The organism is Rhizobium sp. R711 (genome assembly GCF_002211365.1).
Taxonomy (GTDB): domain Bacteria; phylum Pseudomonadota; class Alphaproteobacteria; order Rhizobiales; family Rhizobiaceae; genus Rhizobium.
Genome location: NZ_LOKZ01000003.1, coordinates 11,833 through 33,327 on the forward strand (window position 1 = coordinate 11,833; position 21,495 = coordinate 33,327).

General features: G+C 59.7%; 17 protein-coding genes. 7 read left to right on the top strand and 10 right to left on the bottom strand.

Annotated features, from left to right (window positions below):
* Positions 1-23 precede the first annotated feature (23 nt).
* The 3 genes from ATY80_RS06750 to ATY80_RS06760 all read left to right on the top strand — a co-directional run bounded on the left by ATY80_RS06750 (position 24) and on the right by ATY80_RS06760 (position 4,535).
* Positions 24-2,228 carry an RNA degradosome polyphosphate kinase gene (locus ATY80_RS06750; protein ID WP_088691864.1) on the top strand — a complete coding sequence of 735 codons (2,205 nt, stop codon included), beginning with the start codon at positions 24-26 and terminating at the stop codon, positions 2,226-2,228.
* Between the two features lie 12 nt (positions 2,229-2,240).
* The gene (ppx, locus tag ATY80_RS06755) at positions 2,241-3,764 is read left to right on the top strand and encodes an exopolyphosphatase (RefSeq protein ID WP_088691721.1); all 1,524 of its coding nucleotides are present in this window, start codon (positions 2,241-2,243) and stop codon (positions 3,762-3,764) included.
* 150 nt (positions 3,765-3,914) lie between these two features.
* Positions 3,915-4,535: a YdeI/OmpD-associated family protein gene (locus tag ATY80_RS06760; protein WP_088691722.1), complete on the top strand. Its 621-nt coding sequence runs from the start codon at positions 3,915-3,917 to the stop codon at positions 4,533-4,535.
* 110 nt (positions 4,536-4,645) lie between these two features.
* Here the strand turns inward: ATY80_RS06760 and ATY80_RS06765 are convergent, their stop codons facing one another.
* From ATY80_RS06765 to ATY80_RS06780, 4 genes are all read right to left on the bottom strand, one after another.
* On the bottom strand, positions 4,646-5,824 hold the full coding sequence (locus ATY80_RS06765) for an esterase-like activity of phytase family protein (RefSeq protein ID WP_088691723.1): 1,179 nt from the start codon (positions 5,822-5,824) through the stop codon (positions 4,646-4,648).
* Between the two features lie 45 nt (positions 5,825-5,869).
* Complete coding sequence (locus ATY80_RS06770) at positions 5,870-6,937, bottom strand: adenylate/guanylate cyclase domain-containing protein (protein WP_088691865.1); 1,068 nt, start codon at positions 6,935-6,937, stop codon at positions 5,870-5,872.
* A gap of 149 nt (positions 6,938-7,086) precedes the next feature.
* A complete protein-coding gene (gene rnd, locus ATY80_RS06775; protein ID WP_088691724.1) occupies positions 7,087-8,232 on the bottom strand; it encodes a ribonuclease D in 1,146 nt (381 codons plus the stop codon).
* A gap of 83 nt (positions 8,233-8,315) precedes the next feature.
* On the bottom strand, positions 8,316-9,707 hold the full coding sequence (locus tag ATY80_RS06780) for a multicopper oxidase family protein (protein ID WP_088691725.1): 1,392 nt from the start codon (positions 9,705-9,707) through the stop codon (positions 8,316-8,318).
* 270 nt (positions 9,708-9,977) lie between these two features.
* Here ATY80_RS06780 and aspS point away from each other — a divergent pair, with 270 nt between their 5' ends.
* Positions 9,978-11,768: an aspartate--tRNA ligase gene (gene aspS, locus ATY80_RS06785; protein ID WP_088691726.1), complete on the top strand. Its 1,791-nt coding sequence runs from the start codon at positions 9,978-9,980 to the stop codon at positions 11,766-11,768.
* 60 nt (positions 11,769-11,828) lie between these two features.
* Here the strand turns inward: aspS and ATY80_RS06790 are convergent, their stop codons facing one another.
* The gene (locus ATY80_RS06790) at positions 11,829-12,995 is read right to left on the bottom strand and encodes a serine hydrolase domain-containing protein (protein ID WP_088691727.1); all 1,167 of its coding nucleotides are present in this window, start codon (positions 12,993-12,995) and stop codon (positions 11,829-11,831) included.
* Positions 12,996-13,061: 66 nt separating this feature from the next.
* Between ATY80_RS06790 and ATY80_RS06795 the strand changes: the two genes are divergently transcribed.
* Positions 13,062-13,706: a TetR/AcrR family transcriptional regulator gene (locus ATY80_RS06795; protein ID WP_088691728.1), complete on the top strand. Its 645-nt coding sequence runs from the start codon at positions 13,062-13,064 to the stop codon at positions 13,704-13,706.
* A 72-nt stretch (positions 13,707-13,778) separates the two neighbouring features.
* On the opposite strand, the gene ATY80_RS06800 is transcribed toward ATY80_RS06795, so the two are convergent.
* Complete coding sequence (locus ATY80_RS06800) at positions 13,779-14,966, bottom strand: hypothetical protein (RefSeq protein WP_088691729.1); 1,188 nt, start codon at positions 14,964-14,966, stop codon at positions 13,779-13,781.
* Positions 14,967-15,204: 238 nt separating this feature from the next.
* On the opposite strand from ATY80_RS06800, the gene parC reads away from it, so the two are divergent.
* Positions 15,205-17,460, top strand: coding sequence for a DNA topoisomerase IV subunit A (gene parC, locus ATY80_RS06805; protein WP_088691730.1), 2,256 nt, complete (start codon positions 15,205-15,207; stop codon positions 17,458-17,460).
* A gap of 156 nt (positions 17,461-17,616) precedes the next feature.
* Positions 17,617-18,126 (top strand): SRPBCC domain-containing protein, encoded by a 510-nt coding sequence (locus ATY80_RS06810; RefSeq protein ID WP_245306776.1) that lies wholly within the window; start codon positions 17,617-17,619, stop codon positions 18,124-18,126.
* Here the strand turns inward: ATY80_RS06810 and ATY80_RS06815 are convergent.
* From ATY80_RS06815 to hemB, 4 genes are all read right to left on the bottom strand, one after another.
* A complete protein-coding gene (locus ATY80_RS06815) occupies positions 18,065-18,952 on the bottom strand; it encodes a DMT family transporter (protein WP_088691731.1) in 888 nt (295 codons plus the stop codon). The two genes, ATY80_RS06810 and ATY80_RS06815, sit on opposite strands and share 62 nt — an antisense overlap.
* On the bottom strand, positions 18,953-19,729 hold the full coding sequence (locus ATY80_RS06820; RefSeq protein WP_088691732.1) for an arginyltransferase: 777 nt from the start codon (positions 19,727-19,729) through the stop codon (positions 18,953-18,955).
* A 179-nt stretch (positions 19,730-19,908) separates the two neighbouring features.
* Positions 19,909-20,367 (bottom strand): RDD family protein, encoded by a 459-nt coding sequence (locus ATY80_RS06825; protein ID WP_088691733.1) that lies wholly within the window; start codon positions 20,365-20,367, stop codon positions 19,909-19,911.
* 74 nt (positions 20,368-20,441) lie between these two features.
* The gene (gene hemB, locus ATY80_RS06830; RefSeq protein ID WP_088691734.1) at positions 20,442-21,455 is read right to left on the bottom strand and encodes a porphobilinogen synthase; all 1,014 of its coding nucleotides are present in this window, start codon (positions 21,453-21,455) and stop codon (positions 20,442-20,444) included.
* Between the last annotated feature and the right edge of the window lie 40 nt (positions 21,456-21,495).

Sequence of the window (21,495 nt, forward strand, 5' to 3'; positions counted from 1 at the left end):
GAATGAAACGGGACAATCAGACCATGGATAGCGCAGTCGCGGAGCATCACGAATCTACTCCGGTAACCAACGAGACTGTGCCATCGCTGGAAGAACTGCTCGCCAGTCCCGAGCGTTTCATCAACCGCGAATTTTCATGGCTGCAGTTCAATCGCCGTGTTCTAGAGGAAACGCTGAACACCGAACATCCGCTGCTTGAGCGCGTTCGCTTCCTGTCGATCTCGGCCGCAAACCTCGACGAATTCTTCATGGTCCGCGTCGCCGGTCTTGAGGGGCAGGTGCGCCAGAATATCGTTGTGCGCGCTCCCGACGGCAAGACGCCTGCCGAACAACTCGACGCAATCCTTCAGGAAATCGACAATCTGCAGATGGAGCAGCAGGCGTCGCTTGCCGTGCTCCAGCAGTATCTCGCCAAGGAAGACATTCTAATTGTGCGCCCGGGCGCGCTCAGCGAGTCCGATCGGGCCTGGCTGGCGACTGAGTTTGAGCAGGCGATCTTCCCGGTTCTGACGCCGCTGTCTATCGATCCGGCGCATCCGTTCCCCTTCATTCCGAACCTCGGATTCTCGATCGGCCTGCAACTCGTCAACAAGAACGGTCGCGAGCCGATGACGGCGCTGCTGCGCCTGCCGCCGGCGCTTGATCGCTTCGTGCGCCTGCCGGACGATCGCAATACGATCCGCTACATCACGCTTGAGGACGTCGCGAATATCTTCATCCACCGGCTCTATCCAGGCTACGAGGTGCAGGGCTCGGGTACGTTCCGGATCATTCGCGACAGCGATATCGAAGTCGAGGAAGAAGCCGAAGACCTCGTGCGCTTTTTTGAAACGGCGCTGAAGCGACGGCGCCGTGGATCGGTGATCCGTATCGAGACCGATTCGGAGATGCCGGCTTCGCTGCGCCAGTTCGTCGTGCAGGCACTGAGCGTGCCGGAGAACCGCGTTGCGATCTTGCCAGGTTTGCTCGCCCTGAACACGCTGTCGGAGATCACGAAAGCGCCGCGCGAAGATCTCCGGTTTCCTCCTTACAATGCGCGATTTCCCGAGCGAGTCCGAGAGCATGCCGGGGACTGCCTTGCGGCAATCCGCGAAAAGGACATGGTGGTCCACCATCCTTACGAATCTTTCGACGTGGTGGTCCAGTTTCTGCTCCAGGCTGCGCGTGATCCTGACGTCTTGGCGATAAAGCAGACGCTCTATCGCACCTCGAACGACAGCCCGATCGTCCGCGCATTGATCGACGCGGCCGAGTCCGGAAAATCCGTCACGGCGCTGGTGGAGCTGAAGGCCCGTTTCGATGAAGAAGCGAATATCCGCTGGGCGCGCGATCTTGAACGCGCTGGCGTGCAGGTGGTCTTCGGTTTCATCGAACTGAAGACGCATTCGAAGATGTCGATGGTCGTGCGCCGCGAGGAAGGCAAGCTGCGCACCTATTGCCATCTCGGCACCGGCAACTACCATCCGATCACCGCCAAGATATACACCGACTTGTCGTTCTTCACCTGCAATCCGGTGATCGCTCACGACATGGCGAACATCTTCAATTTCATCACTGGCTACGGCGAGCCGGAGGAGAGCATGAAGCTCGCCGTGTCGCCCTACACGCTGCGTTCACGCATCCTTCGTCACATCGATGAAGAGATCAGGCATGCCAAGAACGGCGCGCCGGCCGCAATCTGGATGAAGATGAATTCGCTGGTCGATCCAGAGATCATCGACGCGCTCTATACGGCGAGCCACGCTGGTGTTGAGATCGATCTCGTGATCCGGGGTATCTGCTGCCTGCGCCCGCAGGTGCCAGGCCTGTCCGACAATATCCGTGTGAAGTCGATCGTCGGTCGCTTCCTGGAGCACAGCCGCATCTTCTGCTTCGGCAATGGTCACGGGCTGCCATCAGACAAGGCGTTGGTTTATATCGGTTCGGCCGATATGATGCCGCGCAACCTCGATCGCCGTGTGGAAACGTTGGTCCCACTGACCAATCCGACGGTCCACGAGCAGGTCCTCTCGCAGATTATGCTCGGCAATATCATTGACAATCAGCAAAGCTACGAGATATTGCCCGACGGTACGTCCAGGCGCATGGAGGTGCGCAAGGGCGAGGAGCCGTTCAACGCGCAACAGTATTTCATGACCAACCCCAGCCTGTCCGGCCGTGGTGAAGCTCTGAAATCCAGTGCGCCCAAGCTGATCGCCGGCCTGCTTTCCGGCCGAAACAACAAGTAATAATGGACCTGCATGGTTGAATCAGAAGCCCAGGGGCGCCTTCCAGGGATTGCCCCGGTCTCCGTTGTCGATATCGGGTCGAACTCGATCCGTGTGGTCATCTATGAAGGCATGTCCCGTTCGCCGACGATCCTTTTCAACGAAAAGGTGTTGTGCGGGTTGGGCAAGGGCATCGCGCTGACCGGCAAGATGGATGAGGCGAGCGTCGAGCGTGCTCTGGCCGCCTTGCATCGGTTCAAGGCGTTGTCCGATCAGGCGCGCGCCGCCACCATGTATGTTCTGGCGACGGCAGCCGCCCGCGAGGCATCCAACGGCCCCGACTTCATCCACCAGGCGGAGACCATTCTTCAGCGCAAGATTCGCGTTCTCTCCGGTGAGGAAGAGGCGAAGTTCTCCGCCCTCGGCATTGTCAGCGGTTTCTATGAGCCGGACGGTATCGCGGGCGATCTGGGCGGTGGCTCGCTTGAATTGATTGACATCAAGGGCAAGGAAATCGGCAACGGTGTAACCTTGCCGCTGGGGGGGCTTCGCCTGTCCGAATATGCAGGCGGCTCGATGGAGAAGGCCCGAACCTTCGCCCGCAAGCATGTGAAAACAAGTTCCAAGCTTCTGGCGAAGGGCGCGGGGCGTACCTTCTACGCCGTTGGCGGCACCTGGCGAAACATCGCCAAGCTGCACATGGAATTGACGCAGTATCCGCTGCACATGATGCAGGGTTACGAGGTTTCGCTCGAGGCGATGATGCAGTTCCTCGACCAGGTGGAGATCGCCAGGGACTCGAGAGATCCTGCATGGTTGGCCGTCTCGAAGCATCGCCGCGCGTTGCTTCCCTTCGGCGCGGTTGCCATGAAGGAAGTCCTGAGTGCGATGAGCCCCTCTGTAATCTCGTTTTCGGGGCAGGGCGTGCGCGAAGGCTATCTCTATTCATTGCTTTCCGACAGCGAGCGCCGCAGCGATCCGCTTTTGGCCGCGGCGGGCGAGCTTGCCATTCTCCGCGCTCGTTCGCCGGAGCATGCCAGAGAACTTGCGGAGTGGACCGGTCGGATGATGCCTTATTTCGGCGTCGCCGAGACGAAGGAAGAGGCGCGCTATCGTCAGGCTGCATGCCTGCTCGCCGACATCAGTTGGCGCGCGCATCCGGACTATCGTGGCTTGCAGGCGCTGAACATCATTGCTCATTCGTCCTTCGTCGGCATCAGCCATCCCGGCCGCGCATTCATCGCGCTCACCAACTACTACCGGTTCGAAGGGCCTCACGATGACGGCGCGACGGGGCCGTTGGCTACGATCGCTACGCCGCAATATGTCGAGCGCGCCAAACTCCTCGGCGGAATGCTGCGGGTCGTCTACCTCTTCTCGGCGTCCATGCCGGGCGTGGTCCGCAACCTGAGTTTCCAGAAGTCGTCCAATCCCGATCTGGACCTGGAGTTCGTGGTTCCGGCGGAGTATCACGATTTTGCCGGCGAGCGTCTTGAGGGCCGTTTGCAACAGCTGTCCAGGCTAACCAACAAGCGCTTGGCGTTTCGCTTCGAGTAGCGCCTCGCGGTTGATCGAGGCACACCACCGAACAGTCCGACGACTTTGTTGATCGCTTACGGTGAGTTTCCACAGATTTCGGCCCTAAGTTGACGTATTGGCTTGGTATATTTGCCAGCCAACATCACGAGCGAAATTTGGGCGAGAGACATGATCACGGATATTGAAGACTTTTTCACGAAAGGATGCGGACGCTGCGAGCGGTTTGCCACACCGGACTGTTCGACGCGGCGATGGATTGACGGCCTAAACGAACTTCGCCGCATCTGTCGCGATGTGGGCCTCGTCGAGACGGTGAAGTGGGCGCATCCCTGTTACATGCATGGGAGCCGCAATATCGTGATAATCGGCGCCTTCCGCGGCGACTTTCGTCTGAGTTTCTTTAACGCCGCACTGTTGAAGGATCCCGAAGGCGTGCTTGAGAAGCAGGGGGCGAACACCCAACATCCCGACATGCTTCGCTTTGTGGAGAACGCACAGGTCGTAAAGATGGAGCCCGTTATCCGTTCCTACTTGAAGGAAGCGATGGGCTATGCAGAGGCTGGCATCAAGCCGCCGAAGGGGCAAGGCCAAGTAGACTTGCCTGACGAGTTGATCGAAGCCTTGGATTCCGACCCTGAACTCGCCGAGGCTTTTCATGATCTGACACCTGGCCGGCAGAAAAGCTACGTGATCAATCTCAACGGGGTGAAGAAGTCAGAAACGCGAACCACGCGGATCGCTAAATTCCGGGATCACATTCTCGCCGGAAAGGGCGCAACGGAGCGGTAGTTCGCGGTTTCGAACCCGTGGCCGGGCACTTCGACCAATTCTAGCGTGCGCCGCTCGTTTCTGGAAAGCCCCGCTCACTTCGAGCGGGACCTTCCCTGTGGGAGCGTAGCTCATTTCGCGTTCAGGAGTTCGCCGACTTCGAGCAGGCTGAACTCGTTGTTGTCGGCCTTGTCGACGGCACGGCCCGCCGAGAAGGGCAGGTTGTTGTCGTTGCCGACGACGATTTGGGTGGCGTCGACGCGGTCGACGTTCTCAATCGTCACGAACGGCATATCGTAGACGCCGTCCTTGCTGCCGGCCTTCTTCTTGTTGTCCGGGTCCTTGATGTTCAGGAGGTCGATGTAGCCGATCTTGCGGACAGCTTTGCCGACGTTGGCGTCGTTGAACTCGATCTTGTAGATGCGCTTGAGTTCAGCCGGAGCCTCGAAGCAATCGGGCTTCGGCTGCTTGGGATGACCGTCGACCGATTCCATCTTGCCGTCGTCCTGATAGAGCGCTCCTTCCAGCAGGCCATAGAGCTTACTGCCGTCCTTCGACATCGCGAGACCCTCGAAGCCGCCTGAGCGCTTCAGGTTGAAGACCGGCATCTTGGCGGTTGGATTTGCAGGAACGGAAAGCGTCGGATTGTCGGGTGACATAACCGGCTTGCCGTCGACCTTGGTTGAGATCACGTCGGTCAGGCGACCCTCGGTGTCGAACTTGAGCAGGTAGGGTCCAAATTCCTCGCCGAGCCAGAAGCCATCAGCGACAGGCTGCACGGATTCGATGTCGAAGTCCGCACCCGTCAGATAGCGTTTCTCTGCGCCCTCGAGCACGATCGGGAACGGAGCCTTCTTGTCGGGGTCGGAAAGGAAGAGGTTCTTGATGACCTCGAGCTTGCCCGTCTGCCAGTCGAACTTCACCTGATGCAGGAAGAGCATCGCGTCGCTGGAATTTGCCTTGGAACCAAAGCCGTTATCGGAGAGCGTCCAGAATGTGCCGTCCGGCATGGTCTTGATGCCGGAGAAGCCCTGGACAGCCTGGCCATCGAAGGGAAGCTTCAGGTCGGTGACGCGTGCACCGTCCTTGCCGGGAACACTGCCGAGTGCTTCGGTGCGCTTGCGGTCAGCCGTGGTGAATTTGCCGGAATGCTTGAGGAATTCAGGCGCATCGGCCGGAGCCGCGACCACCGTGTTGGCCGGCAGAATGGCCTGGCCTGCGAGTTTAGCTGGAAATTCCTGCTGGTCGGCGACCGCCGAACCAGCGATCAAAAGAAGAAATGAAACAGAAGCGAGAAGAGTATTTTTCATCGAAACCCCCGAGGATTGGAATGCGGGTCTCGATTAGCAAGGCTTTCATGTCGGCGCGTTGACGCTTGCATGAAGCTTTGGTGACGCCTTGCGGTTGTCCGCCTTGACGAGAGCAATGACGCCAAGGCTCTGACCACGACCCTTAACGGCGTGGTTTCCAAGATCCTCTGCCGAGACCCTCTCGGGCATCTTGATCCGCTGGGCGAGGTCGCTTGAAATGAGCACCGATCGATTCAGCGTCTTGCAGAGCGATTCAAGCCGGGATGCCGTGTTCACGGTGTCGCCGAAGTAGGTGATCTTGTGGTGGTCGACGCCGATTTCGGCCGTGATAACCGTACCCCCGTGCAATGCGGCGCGCAGGCGAGGGACCTGACCGTATGTTTTCAACCAGCTCTCGGCATCTGCCTCAATCCCGCTGATAATGTCGAAGATGCAGTTCACACATCGCGCGAACTTGATCCCGCGCTCCAATGGCCAGCTGATAATCGCGGCGTCGCCCACGTAGTCATCGATGGTACCCTTGTATTTCCTGACGGGCTCGGCGAACGAGGCAAACAAGGAACTCAGCATCTGTTGCGCCCGGAGATCGCCGTGCTTCTCAGCAAAAGCGGTCGAATCCACCAGATCGATGAAGAGGAAGACGCGCTCCTCGCTGATCGGCTTCCGGTAGCGACTGAAAAGCATGCTCGCGAAGATGTCACGACCCAGTAGTTCTCGGATGCGCAGCACGAAGATGATAAGCGCACACACGGCGAGCGCGTAGAGAAAGGCATCGAAGGGCAGGATAACGGCATTGACCCACGATGCCGGACTGAAGAGGCCGAGCCACCACATCGAGAGACCGGCAACTGCAAATCCAACACTCATCAGGATTTCGTAGACGAAGATCTCAGCGAGGAAGAAGGTCACCGTCGGTAGCGCCTGCATGCGTCGGTAGAGACCCCGCAGGATCACCTTGCGTTCGAAAGCGATGATCGGCATGCCGATGAACAATGCAAAGGTTGCGCCAACGAAGGGATGGCCGCCGTAGAAGCGCATGTCATAGAGAACGCCGCTCGCGGCTATGACAAGCGCGATCAACAGCCAGTTCTGGACTGGAGATATTTCCCTCATGTAGTCCTTTTCGCGGTGGCGCGTTGTCCGCATACCTACGGCATATAGGAAGCGTCGAGCGTTTCCGAAAGGCGCGCTAAGTCGGTTTTTCCCTAGATCGAAGCGATCTGGATATGACTTTGCGCGCAAAAAGGTCAGCTTGATGGCGCTTAGAGCGCCACCGTCTCGACCTTCTTGCCGACGAAGCGGAGAGCAACCTGGCCTTGAATGAGCTGCAGTGCCGGCTCGCCGAAGAGTTCCCGCCGCCAGCCATGCAGCGCTGCGACTTCTGCCTTCTCGCCCTCCGACGCGATCTTGTCGAGATCTTCGCTGTTGGCGATCACCTTCGGTGCAACGCCATGCTTTTCCGAGATCAGCTTCAACAAGACCTTCAGCAGCTCGGCGGCAGCGGCAGCACCTTCCGGCGGCTGCGTCTGCCGTGGAGCGTGCGGCATCTCGGCCTTCGGCAAGGCGAGTGCGGCATTGACCGCTTCGACGACGGCGATACCGGCTGCCGATCGCTCCCACCCCTTGGGGATCGTTCTCAGGCGGCCGAGCGCTTCGGCGTCCTTGGGCTGCTGCTGGGCGATCTCATAGATCGCGTCGTCCTTGAGCACGCGCGAGCGCGGCACGTTGCGGGAGCGGGCCTCGCGCTCGCGCCAGGCAGCCACATATTTGAGAATGGCGAGTTCCTGCGGCTTGCGCAGGCGCATTTTCAGCCGCTGCCAGGCATCGTCGGGATGCATATCGTAGGTCTCGCGGGCCTCGAGGATATCCATCTCTTCCCGAAGCCAGGACGAGCGGCCTTCACGCTCGAGTTCGGCCTTGAGGTAGAGGTATACGTCCCGCAGATGCGTCACGTCGGCGAGCGCGTAATCCAGCTGTTTTTCCGAAAGCGGCCGGCGGCTCCAGTCGGTGAAGCGCGAGGACTTGTCGATCTGGACGCCCTTGGTGCGGCTGACGAGCTGATCGTAGGAGACGGAGTCGCCGAAGCCGCAGACCATCGCGGCGACCTGCGTGTCGAAGATCGGATGCGGGATGAGGCCGCCGCGGTTGTAGATGATCTCGATATCCTGGCGCGCGGCATGAAAGACTTTGAGGACGGCAGAATTGGCCATCAGTTCGAAGAATGGCTTGAGGTCGAGACCCTTCGCCAACGGATCGACCAGCACGTCCGTCGTCGGACTTGCCATCTGGATCAAGCAAAGTTCCGGCCAGAAGGTTGTCTCTCGGAGAAACTCGGTGTCGATGGTAATGAATTCTGACTTGGCCAGCTCTTTGCAGGCCGCCTCCAAATCGGCGGTTGTTTCGATCATCTCAATTCATTCGCAGGATAAACATAGTTGAACCTTCCTTCTCCTTTCGGCCGGATATGTCAACTAGAACCCGTAAATAGCCGTCAAACAACTCTGACATAACTGGTCATGCCAGTCTTTTGATGCTCGATGATGTGGCAATGCAGCACCCAGTCGCCGGGATTGTCGGCCACGAAGGCGAGTTGCACCTTTTCGTCGGGTTGGACGAGATAGGTGTCGCTGACGAGTGGCATGACCTCCCGCGTCGATGACGAGATTACAGTGAAGCTCATCCCGTGCAGATGGATAGGGTGCGTGTGCGGTGTCACGTTTTCGAGTTGCAGGATGTAGCTCTTGCCGAGCTTCAACTCGGCCAGCGGCGCGGTCGGGTCCGGCGTGTCGCCCGGCCACGGCACCTTGTTGATGGCCCAAAAGCTATAGCCGAGGGTGCCACAGATACTGTCGACAGACGCGCTTTCGGCCGTCGCGCTGAGAATGAGCGGGATCTTCTGTGCCGAAGAAAGATCGGCCTTGGCGACCGGGTTTTCGCCAAGCGCGGCGAGGTCGCCGACATTGCGCTTCAACGACGCTCCGACCGCTTTGAGCCTGGCGATTGTCTTCGGTGTCGTGCCCCTGATGTCTTCGAGCGTGGCAACAGCGCCTTCGCTGTCCGGCATCCGCACGGCAAGATCGAGGCGCTGACCGGGGCCGATCAGCAGCAGATCGAGCGGAAAGCGTTTCGCTACGGGATTGCCGTCGATCGCAATGACCGTCGCGTCGGCCCCTTCGATCTTCAGCGAGAAGATGCGGGTGACGTCGGTCACCACGATCCGCAGCCGGATGAGACCGCCAGCCGGCGCATCATATTGTGGCTCTTGATGCCAGTTGGCCGTCCTGACGGTTCCATAGGTGCCCGTCTTCGCCGCGTCGCGCGGCCGGAAAGGCGCAATGAACTGGCCGTCGGCGCCGAGGCGCCAGTCGCGCAGATTGAGCACCACCTCGGCGTCGAATGTCGGATCATCAGGATCCTCGACCACGAGTACGCCTGTCATACCATGACCCATCTGCGTCAGCGTGTTGCAATGCGGGTGATACCAGAAGGTGCCGGCGTCCGGTGGCGTGAAGGCATAATCGAAGCTGTCGCCGGTATAGACGTAAGGCTGCGTTATGAACGGCACGCCGTCCATCTTGTTGGCGATTCTCAAGCCGTGCCAGTGGATCGTCGTCGGCTCGTCGAGCGTGTTTGTCAGTCGAGCCGCGTAGGGTTTGCCCTTGGTCATCCGTAGCACTGGCGGCATGCCACCATCGCCCCAAGTCATGATGTCTTTGGTGACGCCGGCATCGGTAAGACTGGCCGTGGTCTTCACCGCTTTCAGCACCTGCGCCTCTGGCGCCGCTTCAGCTAGCCCGAACTTTCCAGCGATCCCGATCCCGACGCCATAAGCGCCTGCTACAGCCGAGGCTTTCAGGAGATTGCGGCGAGTAAAAAGAGGCATGGCGAGACTCCGCGCGAACGATATGGCTTCTCTTTAAAGTTGACCGCAGGCTTCAGCAATACGGTACGAGGTTGCCAAACTGCCGCATGGCTTTTTCCGATGACACGGTTGCATGCTTGCCATAAAGCCTTCTCAACGTGCGTACCCTATGCGCCAACCCTTGACAAATCAGACCGTCCATGCGCTTTTCCGCCCGATTTTCTTGTCGGTACGGGAGAGCCATCAGAGCCCCTTGCTGCCGTCTTAAGCCAAATACCGGGAATTGAGATTATGCATCGCTATCGCAGCCACACATGTGCAGCCCTCCGCAAGTCGGATGTAGGCGCCAATGTCCGGATTTCCGGCTGGGTCCACCGCGTTCGTGACCATGGTGGCGTTCTGTTCATCGACCTGCGCGACCACTACGGCATCACCCAGGTCGTTGCCGATCCGGATTCTCCCGCCTTCAAGCAAGCCGAACTGGTTCGTGGCGAGTGGGTCATCCGCATCGATGGCCTCGTCAAGGCGCGCACGGAAGACACCGTCAACAAGAACATGGCGACCGGCGAGATCGAACTCTACGCGCAGGAGATCGAAGTGCTCTCCGCCGCCAAGGAGCTGCCGTTGCCCGTCTTCGGCGAGCCTGATTATCCGGAAGACGTTCGCCTGAAGTACCGCTTCCTCGATCTGCGCCGCGAAACGCTGCATAAGAATATCGTCAAGCGCACGCAGGTCATCTCCTCGATGCGCCGCGAGATGACGAATGTGGGCTTCACCGAATACACGACGCCGATCCTGACGGCCTCCTCGCCCGAAGGTGCGCGCGACTTCCTCGTGCCGTCACGTATCCATCCCGGCACCTTCTACGCGCTGCCGCAGGCGCCGCAGCAGTACAAGCAATTGCTGATGGTCGCCGGCTTCGATCGCTACTTCCAGATCGCTCCGTGCTTCCGCGACGAAGACCCGCGCGCCGATCGCTTGCCGGGCGAGTTCTACCAGCTCGACCTCGAAATGAGCTTCGTCACCCAGGAAGACATCTGGAACACCACGGGCCCTATGATGACGTCGATCTTCGAGGAATTCGCCGAGGGCAAGCCGGTCACCAAGGAATGGCCGCGTATCCCCTACGACGAGGCGATCCGCAAGTACGGTTCCGACAAGCCCGACCTGCGCAACCCGATCGTCATGGAAGCCGTCACCGATCACTTCGCCGGCTCCGGCTTCAAGGTCTTCGCAGGCATGATCGCCTCGAACCCGAAGGTCGAGATTTGGGCGATCCCGGCCAAGACCGGCGGTTCGCGCGCATTCTGCGACCGCATGAACGCCTGGGCTCAGAGCCAGGGCCAGCCGGGCCTCGGCTACATCTTCTGGAAGGAAGAAGAAGGCAAGATCGGCGGCTCCGGCCCGCTCGCGAAGAACATCGGCGAGGAGCGCACCGAGGCGATCCGCACGCAGCTCGGCCTTGATGTGGGCGATGCCTGCTTCTTCGTCGCCGGCGAGCCGTCCAAGTTCTACAAGTTCGCGGGCGAAGCCCGTAACCGCGCCGCCGACGAACTCAACCTCATCGACCGCGATCGCTTCGAGCTGTGCTGGATCGTCGACTTCCCGTTCTTCGAATACAACGAAGAAGAAAAGAAGATCGACTTCGCCCACAACCCGTTCTCGATGCCGCAGGGCGGCCTCGACGCGCTGACGAACCAGGATCCGCTAACGATCAAGGCTTACCAGTACGACGCGGTCTGCAACGGCTTCGAAATTGCTTCCGGCTCGATCCGTAACCAGTCGCCGGAAACCATGGTTGCTGCCTTCGAAAAGGTCGGCCTCAGCCAGCAGGACGTGGAAGATCGCTTCGGCGGCCTCTACCGCGCCTTTCAGTACGGCGCGCCTCCGCACGGCGGCGCGGCCTTCGGTATTGACCGCATTATCATGCTGCTCGTAGGCGCCAAGAACCTGCGCGAGATCTCGCTGTTCCCGATGAACCAGCAGGCGCAGGATCTGCTCATGGGTGCACCGACCCCGGCAACGCCGACGCAGTTGCGCGAACTGGCGATCCGCCCGATCCCGCCGGTCAAGAAGGACTGAGGCGGAGTACACGATTGAAAAAAAAAGCCCGGCTCCTGCCGGGCTTTTTTGTTTCTGGCTTCAAACCGCCGCATAGATCGTGTCGCGCAGATCCAACGTGAACTGCCCCCACATCCCCTCCAGTGCAGTATTCGTCAGCGCCACGACACTCAGTTTTTTTGTAGGATCGACAAACCAGCTGTGGCCGTAGGCGCCGCCCCAGCGGATCGTCCCCTTCGACCACGGCACCTGTGCGGCGACCGGATCGGTCACCACCGCCCAGCCGAAGCCGAATCCGACGCCGGGATCGAGAGGCTGGCGCACGCCGTTCGCCTGATCCGCCATCATGGTCTTGACCGTCTCGGGCGAGAGAAGCGGTGCGCCGCCCTTGCGGATCGTCTCCAGAACCGCCAGCACCTCGCCTGACGTTCCAGCCATGCCGGCGCCGCCGGAATGATAGGAGTTCGGATCGAAGATGCGTTCCGGCGCGAAACGCACGAAGCCGGTCAGCGCCCGAACGGAGGCTTCCTTGCCCATCCGCTCCGGCTCCGGCGAGGCACTCATATAGGCGGCGGCCAGCCGATCCCGGTCGCGCACCGCAAAGGCGGTGTCAGCCAGGCCGAGCGGCTCGGTCACCAGTCTTGCCACCGCGTCGCCGAGCGAACTGCCAGTCTCCTTTTCGATGACGCCCCCGATGACATCGATGGCGAGCGAATATTGCCAACTCGAACCGGGCGCGAAGAGAAGAGGGGCGCTCGCAAGCCGCTTCAGGTTTTCGGCAATGGGCAAGCCGGGCTGATCGAGGCCGTCGGAAATGCCGGCCCGGGCGTAGGGGCCGTCTTCCTCGGTGAAGCCATAGCCAAGACCGGATGTATGGGTGAGCAGATGCCGGATGGCGATGACCGGTTCCGTGCCGTCTGCAAGACGCGGGCGGAAATCCGGCAGCCATTTCGTCACGGGATCGTCGAGGCCGATGCGGCCTTCCTCGACAAGCCGCATGGCGGCGATCGTGGCGATCGGCTTGGTGATCGAGGCGAGCCGGAAGATCGTGTCCTCGGCCATGGCCTGTCCCTTTTCGCGGTCGGCGAGGCCGGCGGTGCGGCTATAGACGAGATCGCCGTCTTGGGCGATCAGGACGACTGCACCGACGAGGCGCTTTGCGGCGATGGTGCGGTCGATCACCGCATCGAGCGCGTTCGCGAAGCCGGCTGTCTGCTGTGCATCCTGGGGTTCAAGGGGAAGACTCATCGGATCAAACCTCCTATAATCACAATGATCGTTCCTGAATAAACCGGTTCGGGAAATATTTCTAGAGTGACCATTGTGAAAAATAGTGACGACACGCAAGATAGTGGACAAAGAAAGCGCGGCCGCCCGCCGGCCTTCGATCGCGAGACGGTTCTTTCCGCCGCGCGCGACGTCTTCTGGGAGCATGGCTACGACGGCAGCTCTATCGCCGACCTGACCGCTTCGATGGGGATCACGCCGCAAAGCCTCTACGCGGCTTTCCGCTCAAAGGCGGAGCTTTATCGCGAGGCGTTGAACCAGTACCGCCGCATGCCGCGGCCCAATCCCGGCAACCCGTTCGAGGAGAAGATCGATACGGTGTCTGCGTTTACGCGCTTTCTCGAGACGTCGGCTGCCCTATTCACCGCCCAGGAACATCCCAAGGGTTGCATGATCTCCACTGCGGTCCTGAATTGTGCTTCCGAGAACGAGGACATTGCGCACCACGTCTCGTCGCTGCGATTGCAGACGCTTGGGCTGTTTACCGCTCGCATCGAGCGCGGCATGAGAGAAGGAGATATCAGGCAGGATGCGAACGCCGGATCGCTTGCTCGCTTCCTCGGTGCGATCGTCCAGGGCATGTCGGTACAGGCGCGTGACGGTGCCACCACCGCGGAACTGCTTGAGATGGTCGAGCACGCAATGAGCGAGCTGCGCCGCTACGCCGCGTGATCACTTGCTCCAAATACAAAGAAACCCGGCGGGCAACTGCGCGCCGGGTTTCATATACTCAAGCTTGGCACATCAATCGTTGGCCGAAACCTTCACGCCAAGCACCTGCGGCAGCGTGTTCGGTGCACCCATCGCCGCGCCCATGATCATCGGGAACGGAACCGGTTTTGCCGGCGCGGCGGCAAGCGTCAGGCTCTTTGGGTTGTCGAGGAAGGTGTTGACGGCTGCCGATATGGCGTTCTGCAACTCCGGAATGTTGAGCTGAGCCAACATGATCGGTGTCATCGCCTTCAGTGAATCCGCCATCTGCTGGCCGGAAATGTTCTGCTGGCTGCCGGCGTAATCGAGCGCGCGTTTGGTGATGGAAGCGTCGTCGAAGCGGATCTGGGCGCTTTCGAACGACAACTGCTGCATCAGTCCGAGCATCGACAGGCCAAGAGCCTGCTGGGCCTCTTCCTTGTTCTGGTTTGCTTCAGCCTGCTTGGCGGCCTCCTGCAGCGACTTTATGAAGGGCATCGTGTAGCCGGAGATTTTGAAGGCAAGATTGAGCTTACCGATATTATTGAAGTCGAACGCAAATTCGGACACGTCGATCGTGCCCGGCGTCAAGTCCCAGGCGCCCTTCATCGTGATGTCGCCCTGGATGTGCTGGAGTGCGAGCTTGTCGATCGCTTCCTTGCTCTGTGCGTCGGTTGCCTTGCTGAGGTCGGCCTTGAGGCCCTTGAAAGCGCCATCGAAATCGAAGCCGGACTCATCTTCGCGAAGCGTCAGGTTCATGTCGCTTCCAGCGAGCGAGAACAGTTCGGCACCGTTCTGGACGACCCTCACCGGGCCGCTGTGGGCGCTTTCGTAGAGCAGCATGGAGTCGAGGCCCTCACCTTTTGGATCAGCCGGGATCGAGATGCCGCTGAGCGTCAGGTCGGTGGCCGTAAAAGTGGCGCCCTCGTTGGTGGCGCTGATGTTGGGGAAGGATGCCTCCTCGACATAGTAGCCGCCGTCGTCGTCTTCCTCGACGCCCGTCATGGTGATGTCGCCAATCGACACTGCTTCACCGCCGTTGGCCTTAAAGCTCGCTTTCTTCAGCGTTACCGTCGTGCCGTTGACATCGACGCCATCGGCGACGATCGTGCCGCCCTGCTGGCTATAGGCGGCATTGATCTTCTTAAGCAGATCCTGGCCGTCGAGCGCGAAGGCCGAGCCGGCGAGAGAAAGAAAGGTAGCGCCCGAAAGCATCAGCCCTGTCGTCCGGTAAAAAGTCATTTGGGGTCCCCTGGTGGCGGTACTGAGCGGCGAATGAGAATTCGGCGCCGGTCTACTGTGGTTCGATCGCGGTTTATATTTGCGGATTTCTAAATTTGTGTTGAAGGGAAAACGAAAGAACGACCAAATTCAGGCAAAGTGTCTCAGGTCATTCTTTTCGTGTGTTCACAAGACTTCGTCCACAGCCGGAACGCCCGGAATCCTTGCCCAAAAGGGTCATCTCGGCTAGTCAGGACATATGGGACAAGAGATTTTGCCGCCCTCTGGCGGAGACGACGATAGTATCCTTCCGGTCGATCTGAAGGCGGCGCTCGAAGAGCGCTATCTTGCCTACGCGCTATCGACCATCATGCATCGCGCGCTTCCGGATGTGCGCGACGGCCTGAAGCCGGTCCACCGCCGCATTATTCACGCCATGAGCGAAATGGGCATTCGGCCGAATTCGGCCTTCAAGAAATGCGCCCGTATCGTCGGCGATGTCATCGGTAAGTTCCATCCGCATGGCGACCAGTCGGTCTATGACGCGCTCGTGCGTCTCGCCCAGGATTTCTCGCAGCGCTATCCCGTCGTCGACGGGCAGGGCAATTTCGGCAATATCGATGGCGACAGTGCCGCCGCCTACCGATACACAGAAGCGCGCATGACCGAGGTCGCGGGTCTCCTGCTCGATGGCATCGAACAGGATGCGGTCGATTTCCGGCCGACCTACAACGAGGAAGACGAAGAGCCGGTCGTCCTGCCGGGCGCTTTCCCGAACCTGCTTGCAAACGGTTCGTCCGGTATTGCAGTCGGCATGGCGACGTCCATTCCATCGCACAATGTCCACGAACTCTGCGACGCGGCGCTTCACCTCATCAAGCATCCCGATGCCTCCGTCGAAAAGTTGGTTGAATTCATTCCCGGCCCGGATTTCCCGACCGGCGGCATCATCATCGACAGCCGCGAGAGCATCATCGAGGCCTACAAGACCGGCCGCGGCGGCTTCCGGACTCGCGCCAAGTGGGAGACAGAGGATCTCGGCCGCGGCGGCTATCAGATCGTCGTTACCGAAATCCCGTTCCAGGTCCAGAAGTCCCGCCTGATCGAAAAGATCGCCGAGCTCCTGCTGGCACGCAAGCTGCCCTTGCTGGAGGATATTCGCGACGAGTCCGCCGAAGACGTCCGCGTCGTGCTGGTGCCGAAGAACCGGACGGTCGATCCGACGATCCTCATGGAATCCATGTTCAAGCTGACGGAGCTGGAAAGCCGCTTCCCGCTGAACATGAACGTTCTCTCCATGGGCCGCATCCCGCGCGTCATGGCGTTGAACGAGGTTCTGAAGGAGTGGCTCGACCACCGCCGCGAAGTTCTGCAGCGCCGTTCGCGCTTCCGTCTCGCCGCAATCGACCGCCGCTTGGAAATCCTCGGCGGCTTGCTGATCGCCTACCTCAATATCGATGAGGTCATTCGTATCATTCGCGAAGAGGATGAGCCGAAGCCGGTGATGATCGCGCGCTGGTCGCTGACCGACAACCAGGTCGAAGCGATCCTCAACATGCGCCTGCGGTCGTTGCGCAAACTCGAGGAGTTCGAGATCCGCACCGAGTTCGACGAACTCACCAAGGAGAAGGGCGAGATCGAGGCCCTGCTGGCATCCGAAGAAAAGCAGTGGCAGACCGTCGCCTGGGAAATCGGCGAGGTGAAGAAGAAGTTCGCGAAAGCGACCGAGCTCGGCCGCCGCCGCACCCAGTTCGCCGATGCACCCGAGGCCGACGAACAGGCCATCCAACAGGCGATGATCGAAAAGGAACCCATCACCGTCGTCGTCTCAGAAAAGGGCTGGATCCGTGCGCTGAAGGGCCACATCTCCGACACCGCATCCCTGACCTTCAAGGAAGGCGATGCACTGAAGGTGGCCTTCCCGGCGCAGACGACCGACAAGATCCTTATCATAACGACAGGCGGCAAGGCCTTCACCCTCGGGGGCGACAAGCTGCCCGGCGGCCGAGGTCACGGCGAACCGTTGCGCATCATGATTGACATGGAGAATGATCAGGACGTCTTGACCGCCTTCGTGCACGATCCGGCCCGCAAGCAGATGATCGTATCGACAGCTGGAAACGGCTTCGTCGTTGCCGAGGCCGACATGGTGGCCAATACCCGCAAGGGCAAGCAGATCATGAACGTCTCCATGCCTGACGAGACCAAACTGATCGTTCCCGTCAGCGGCGACCATGTGGCTGTCGTCGGCGAGAACCGCAAGCTGCTTGTCTTCCCGTTGATGCAGGTGTCGGAAATGGCGCGCGGCAAAGGTGTCCGCCTGCAGCGCTACAAGGATGGCGGCATTTCCGACGTACGCTGCTTCGCGATTGCCGACGGCCTCGTTTGGGAGGACAGTGCAGGCCGCACCTTTACCAAAAACAAGGATGAGCTTGCCGAATGGCTTGCCGATCGCGCCACGGCCGGTCGCACCGTTCCGAAGGGCTTCCCACGCAGCGGCAAGTTTGCCGGCTAAGCGAAAATAAATCCGGGCCTCGCTCTTGGCGGGCGAGGCAACTCCTCTATCTCTGTCCGGTAATCATAACATGGACAGGCATCATTCCGCGGGCGGACGGAATGACCGTGTATGGCGCTTTTTAAGAGCATCATGTCCGATCACGGAGGAATGTTGATGAGTGCTTGCAATACCATCACCCTGAACGTTGCGCATATATTCAATGCCTCGCCCTGCGCCGTTTATGACGCATGGCTGAACCCTCAGATTGCAAAACGCTTCCTTTTCACAAGCGACGAAGGCCGCGTTGTCCGCGCTGATATCGATCCGAAGGTTGGCGGGCATTTTCTCGTCATCGACCGGCGTCCAACAGGTGATGCAGTGCATTACGGCGTGTTTCTAGAGTTGCGTCGGCCGCGGCGGATGGTCTTCTGCTTCTCCGCCGCTGAGCATGATCACAATGCGGATCGAATCCAGATTGACATCGAATCGCTGGCCGAAGGCACGCGGCTGACGCTCTCGCATGAAATGTGCGCCGAATGGGGCCAGTTCGAAGAACAGACGCGACAGGGCTGGGTTCACGTGATGCAAGGCCTTGAACGCGAGCTTGAGGCGATGCAGGTCGTCAGTGTGCCAGAGATTGTTGCGCAGGCTTCGTCCGAACCATCCAAAGCGAGTGCCCCATAATCGCGCAGACCAGGATCGCGCCGCCGATGAGCGTCATCGTCGGTGGGGCTTCCGCGAAAATCAGCCATATCCAGATCGGAGCCAGGATGGTTTCGAGCAGATAGAACATGCCGACTTCCGGCGCTGACAGGTAGCGTGGCCCAGTTGCCAGGCACCAGAAGGCGATTGGCATCAGGATTGCCCCATTGAGGATGATCCAGGCTGGATGCTCGATAGTCAGTCCGGCGGGAAATGCCTTGGCAAAGCCAAGGATGGCGGGCAGGGTCGCGGCAAACAGCGGCACGAAGCCCATGTCGCGGCGTGATGCCCGCCCAACCGTGATAGCCGATGCGAGGATAAGGGCGCTGAGAAGCGCCATGGCATCGCCGAAGACATGGCCCCCGGCCAATCCATCATGCACGATCAAACCAACGCCGAATACCATCACGGCCATGGTCACGAACGTCGATAGCGAAGGCCGCTCACTGAGGAATATCCACGAGAGAAGCGCGCCGAACATCGGATTGAACGCGACGATGAAAACCACGTTGGCCGTTGCCGTGTTGAAGACGGCAAGCAGGAAGGTCAGCGTCGAGCAGCCGTAGAGCAGTCCTGTCGCAAGGCCATGCCTGCCGGGCACCGGCACCGGCCATTGTCCCTTGATGCTTCTGATGAGGCAAATCACCAGCAGTGCGACGGTGACCGTGGTAATGCTGCGCATACCAAGGATCGACCACATGTCTCCGTGCGCAAGGCGAACCAACGGAATGTCCATGGAAAGAGCCAGACCGCCGATCGCCGTCAGCAGCAGGCCTTTCCGATGATCGGAAAGAGAGGGAAGGGGCATTTAGTAGCGCGTGCTTTCGGGCAGTGCGGAGGGATCGAAACGTTCCCAGCCGCGCGAAGTCAGGTGCTCCTGCGGCTGGAAGCGAGTCTTGTAGTCCATTTTCCGCGACCCTTGAACCCAGTAGCCAAGGTAAACGTGCGGAAGGCCCAACGCCTTTGTCCGCCTGATATGGTCGAGGATCATGAATGTCCCAAGGGAGCGCCGATCCATGTCAGGATTGAAGTAAGAATAGACCATGGATAGGCCGTCGCTCATGGTATCGGTGAGAGCGGCTGCCACAAGTTCGCCCGTCGGACGCTCTTCCAGGCCCGCTCCTTCCTCCCGAAGCCGGTACTCGATGATCTTGGTGTTCACATGCGTATCCTCGACCATGATGGCATAGTCGAGCACCGTCATGTCGGACATTCCGCCCTGCTGGTGGCGAAAGTCGAGATACCGTCGGAATAGCGAATATTGCTCGCTGGAAGGTTGAGCGGGGAATTCCGTGGAGATGAGATCGTCGTTCGCCGCCAGCACGCGTTTCATGGATTTCGTGGGCAGGAATTCTTGCGCGAGGATACGCACCGAAATGCAGGCGCGGCAGGCTTCGCATGCCGGCCGATAGGCAATGTTCTGCGATCGGCGAAAGCCGCCTTGCGTCAGAATATCGTTCATCTCCGCTGCGCGCGGCCCGACGAGATGAGTGAAGACTTTCCGTTCCATCTCATGGGCCAGATAAGGGCACGCAGCCGGAGCAGTCAGGTAGAACTGCGGTGATGGCGTCGTCTGCGTATTCATCTGTTGCGGAGATTTCCTTTGGTTCGCTGCCTATATGACAGGATGACTTAAGAATGAAAAACGTCAACAGCGGGGCTGTTTTCGAACCCGATGTCGTGCGTCATACTTTGGGATATGGTGCCGGGAGACTCCCGGCAAAGATCAGAAGCAGCGTTTATTTTGGCTCGCCACGGCTCAAATCAGGCCGTGCGGACTGTGACGGTGCCGACGAGAAAATCGTGGATAAGCCGGCTGCGCTCGGTGAACAGGCCGACCAGCAGAATCAGCGGCGTCAGAACGGAGTTCAGGATCCAGAAAAGCGCGAGGTGAACGATGGCCGTCAAAAAATCCATTCGCTGCCCGTCGACTCGCATGATTGCAATCCCCATTGCCCGCATGCCGAGCGAGGCTTGATTGAAGCCGCCAACGGTGAAGCCAAAATAGAGGCCGGCGACGATCACGAACAATGCCGGATAAAGGAAGAATCCGAGCCCAAGCGTGACGATCGACAGGAAGAAGAGAATGACCGCTGCCGGAATGCAGAGCAGCAGAATGATCACGTAGTCGAGAATGAACGCGAAGACACGACGGCTCAGCGTGCCGCTATAGGCGCGCCAGTCGTCCGGTGCGGCATAAAGCGGGTTGGGAGTGAGCGTCATTGTTACGGTCTCCTTTCGAGAAGCGATGCCGCTGATATGGTATCGCTTCCCGCAAATGCAATATTCGCGCAGGGTCAGCGCTTGGCGAGAATTCTGGCCACTTCGACGGCAAAATAGGTGAGGACGCCATCGCAGCCAGCCCGCTTGAAGGAGAGCAGGGTTTCCAGCATGGCCCGTTCGCCGTCGATCCAGCCGTTCATCGCGGCAGCCTTGATCTGCGTGTATTCGCCTGACACCTGGTAGGCGAAGGTCGGTAGGCCGAAGGCCTCCTTCATGCGCCAGCATATATCGAGGTAGGGGAGCCCCGGCTTGACCATCAGCATGTCCGCGCCTTCCTCGACATCGAGCGCGGCGTCGCGGATCGCCTCGGTGCCGTTTGCTGGGTCGATGTAGTAGGTCTTCTTGTCACCCTTGAGCAGTCCACCCGTTGAGATCGCCTCGCGATAGGGGCCGTAGAAAGCCGAAGCGAACTTCGTCGCGTAGCTCATGATACCGACGTTCTGGTGCCCGGCGGCATCAAGCGCGCGACGGATGGCGCCAATTCGGCCATCCATCATTTCCGAAGGTGAAATGATATCCGAACCGGCGTCTGCCTGCATGACGGCTGCGCGGGCAACCTGATCAACGGTCTCGTCGTTGACGATCTCGCCTTGTCGCAGGATTCCATCGTGCCCGTGGCTCGTGAACGGATCCAGCGCGACATCGGTGATAACGCCGATATTCGGCACTGCCTTCTTGATTGCGATCGTCGCCTGATTGATCAGGTTGTTGGCCTCGAGACTGTTCGAGCCGGTTTCGTCGCGCAGTTCCATTTCGATGTTCGGAAAGGTCGCGATCGCAGGGATGCCAAGATCAGCCGCTTCTTTGGTGGCTTCGACGAGCTTATCCACACTCATGCGGTTGACGCCGGGCATCGCCGGTATCGGTTCGACGATGCCGGATCCGGGCACGACGAAAACCGGCCAGATGAGATCGTCGACCGTCAGGCGGTTTTCCTGGACGAGGCGCCGTGTCCAGTCGGCCTTCCGATTGCGGCGCATGCGCCGATGGCCAGTTATTTCGTCGACGAGATGGGTCTTATCCTGCATGGTCGTTCCAGCTTTCTGCCATTCCAATTATCGAAGCGCT

Bases quoted from the DNA above. Each gene is read 5' to 3' on its own strand.
- ATY80_RS06750 (WP_088691864.1), top strand. From the start codon at position 24: ATGGATAGCGCAGTCGCGGAGCATCACGAATCTACTCCGGTAACCAAC.
- ppx (WP_088691721.1), top strand. From the start codon at position 2,241: ATGGTTGAATCAGAAGCCCAGGGGCGCCTTCCAGGGATTGCCCCGGTC.
- ATY80_RS06760 (WP_088691722.1), top strand. From the start codon at position 3,915: ATGATCACGGATATTGAAGACTTTTTCACGAAAGGATGCGGACGCTGC.
- ATY80_RS06765 (WP_088691723.1), bottom strand. From the start codon at position 5,824: ATGAAAAATACTCTTCTCGCTTCTGTTTCATTTCTTCTTTTGATCGCT.
- ATY80_RS06770 (WP_088691865.1), bottom strand. From the start codon at position 6,937: ATGAGGGAAATATCTCCAGTCCAGAACTGGCTGTTGATCGCGCTTGTC.
- rnd (WP_088691724.1), bottom strand. From the start codon at position 8,232: ATGATCGAAACAACCGCCGATTTGGAGGCGGCCTGCAAAGAGCTGGCC.
- ATY80_RS06780 (WP_088691725.1), bottom strand. From the start codon at position 9,707: ATGCCTCTTTTTACTCGCCGCAATCTCCTGAAAGCCTCGGCTGTAGCA.
- aspS (WP_088691726.1), top strand. From the start codon at position 9,978: ATGCATCGCTATCGCAGCCACACATGTGCAGCCCTCCGCAAGTCGGAT.
- ATY80_RS06790 (WP_088691727.1), bottom strand. From the start codon at position 12,995: ATGAGTCTTCCCCTTGAACCCCAGGATGCACAGCAGACAGCCGGCTTC.
- ATY80_RS06800 (WP_088691729.1), bottom strand. From the start codon at position 14,966: ATGACTTTTTACCGGACGACAGGGCTGATGCTTTCGGGCGCTACCTTT.
- parC (WP_088691730.1), top strand. From the start codon at position 15,205: ATGGGACAAGAGATTTTGCCGCCCTCTGGCGGAGACGACGATAGTATC.
- ATY80_RS06810 (WP_245306776.1), top strand. From the start codon at position 17,617: ATGAGTGCTTGCAATACCATCACCCTGAACGTTGCGCATATATTCAAT.
- ATY80_RS06815 (WP_088691731.1), bottom strand. From the start codon at position 18,952: ATGCCCCTTCCCTCTCTTTCCGATCATCGGAAAGGCCTGCTGCTGACG.
- ATY80_RS06820 (WP_088691732.1), bottom strand. From the start codon at position 19,729: ATGAATACGCAGACGACGCCATCACCGCAGTTCTACCTGACTGCTCCG.
- ATY80_RS06825 (WP_088691733.1), bottom strand. From the start codon at position 20,367: ATGACGCTCACTCCCAACCCGCTTTATGCCGCACCGGACGACTGGCGC.
- hemB (WP_088691734.1), bottom strand. From the start codon at position 21,455: ATGCAGGATAAGACCCATCTCGTCGACGAAATAACTGGCCATCGGCGC.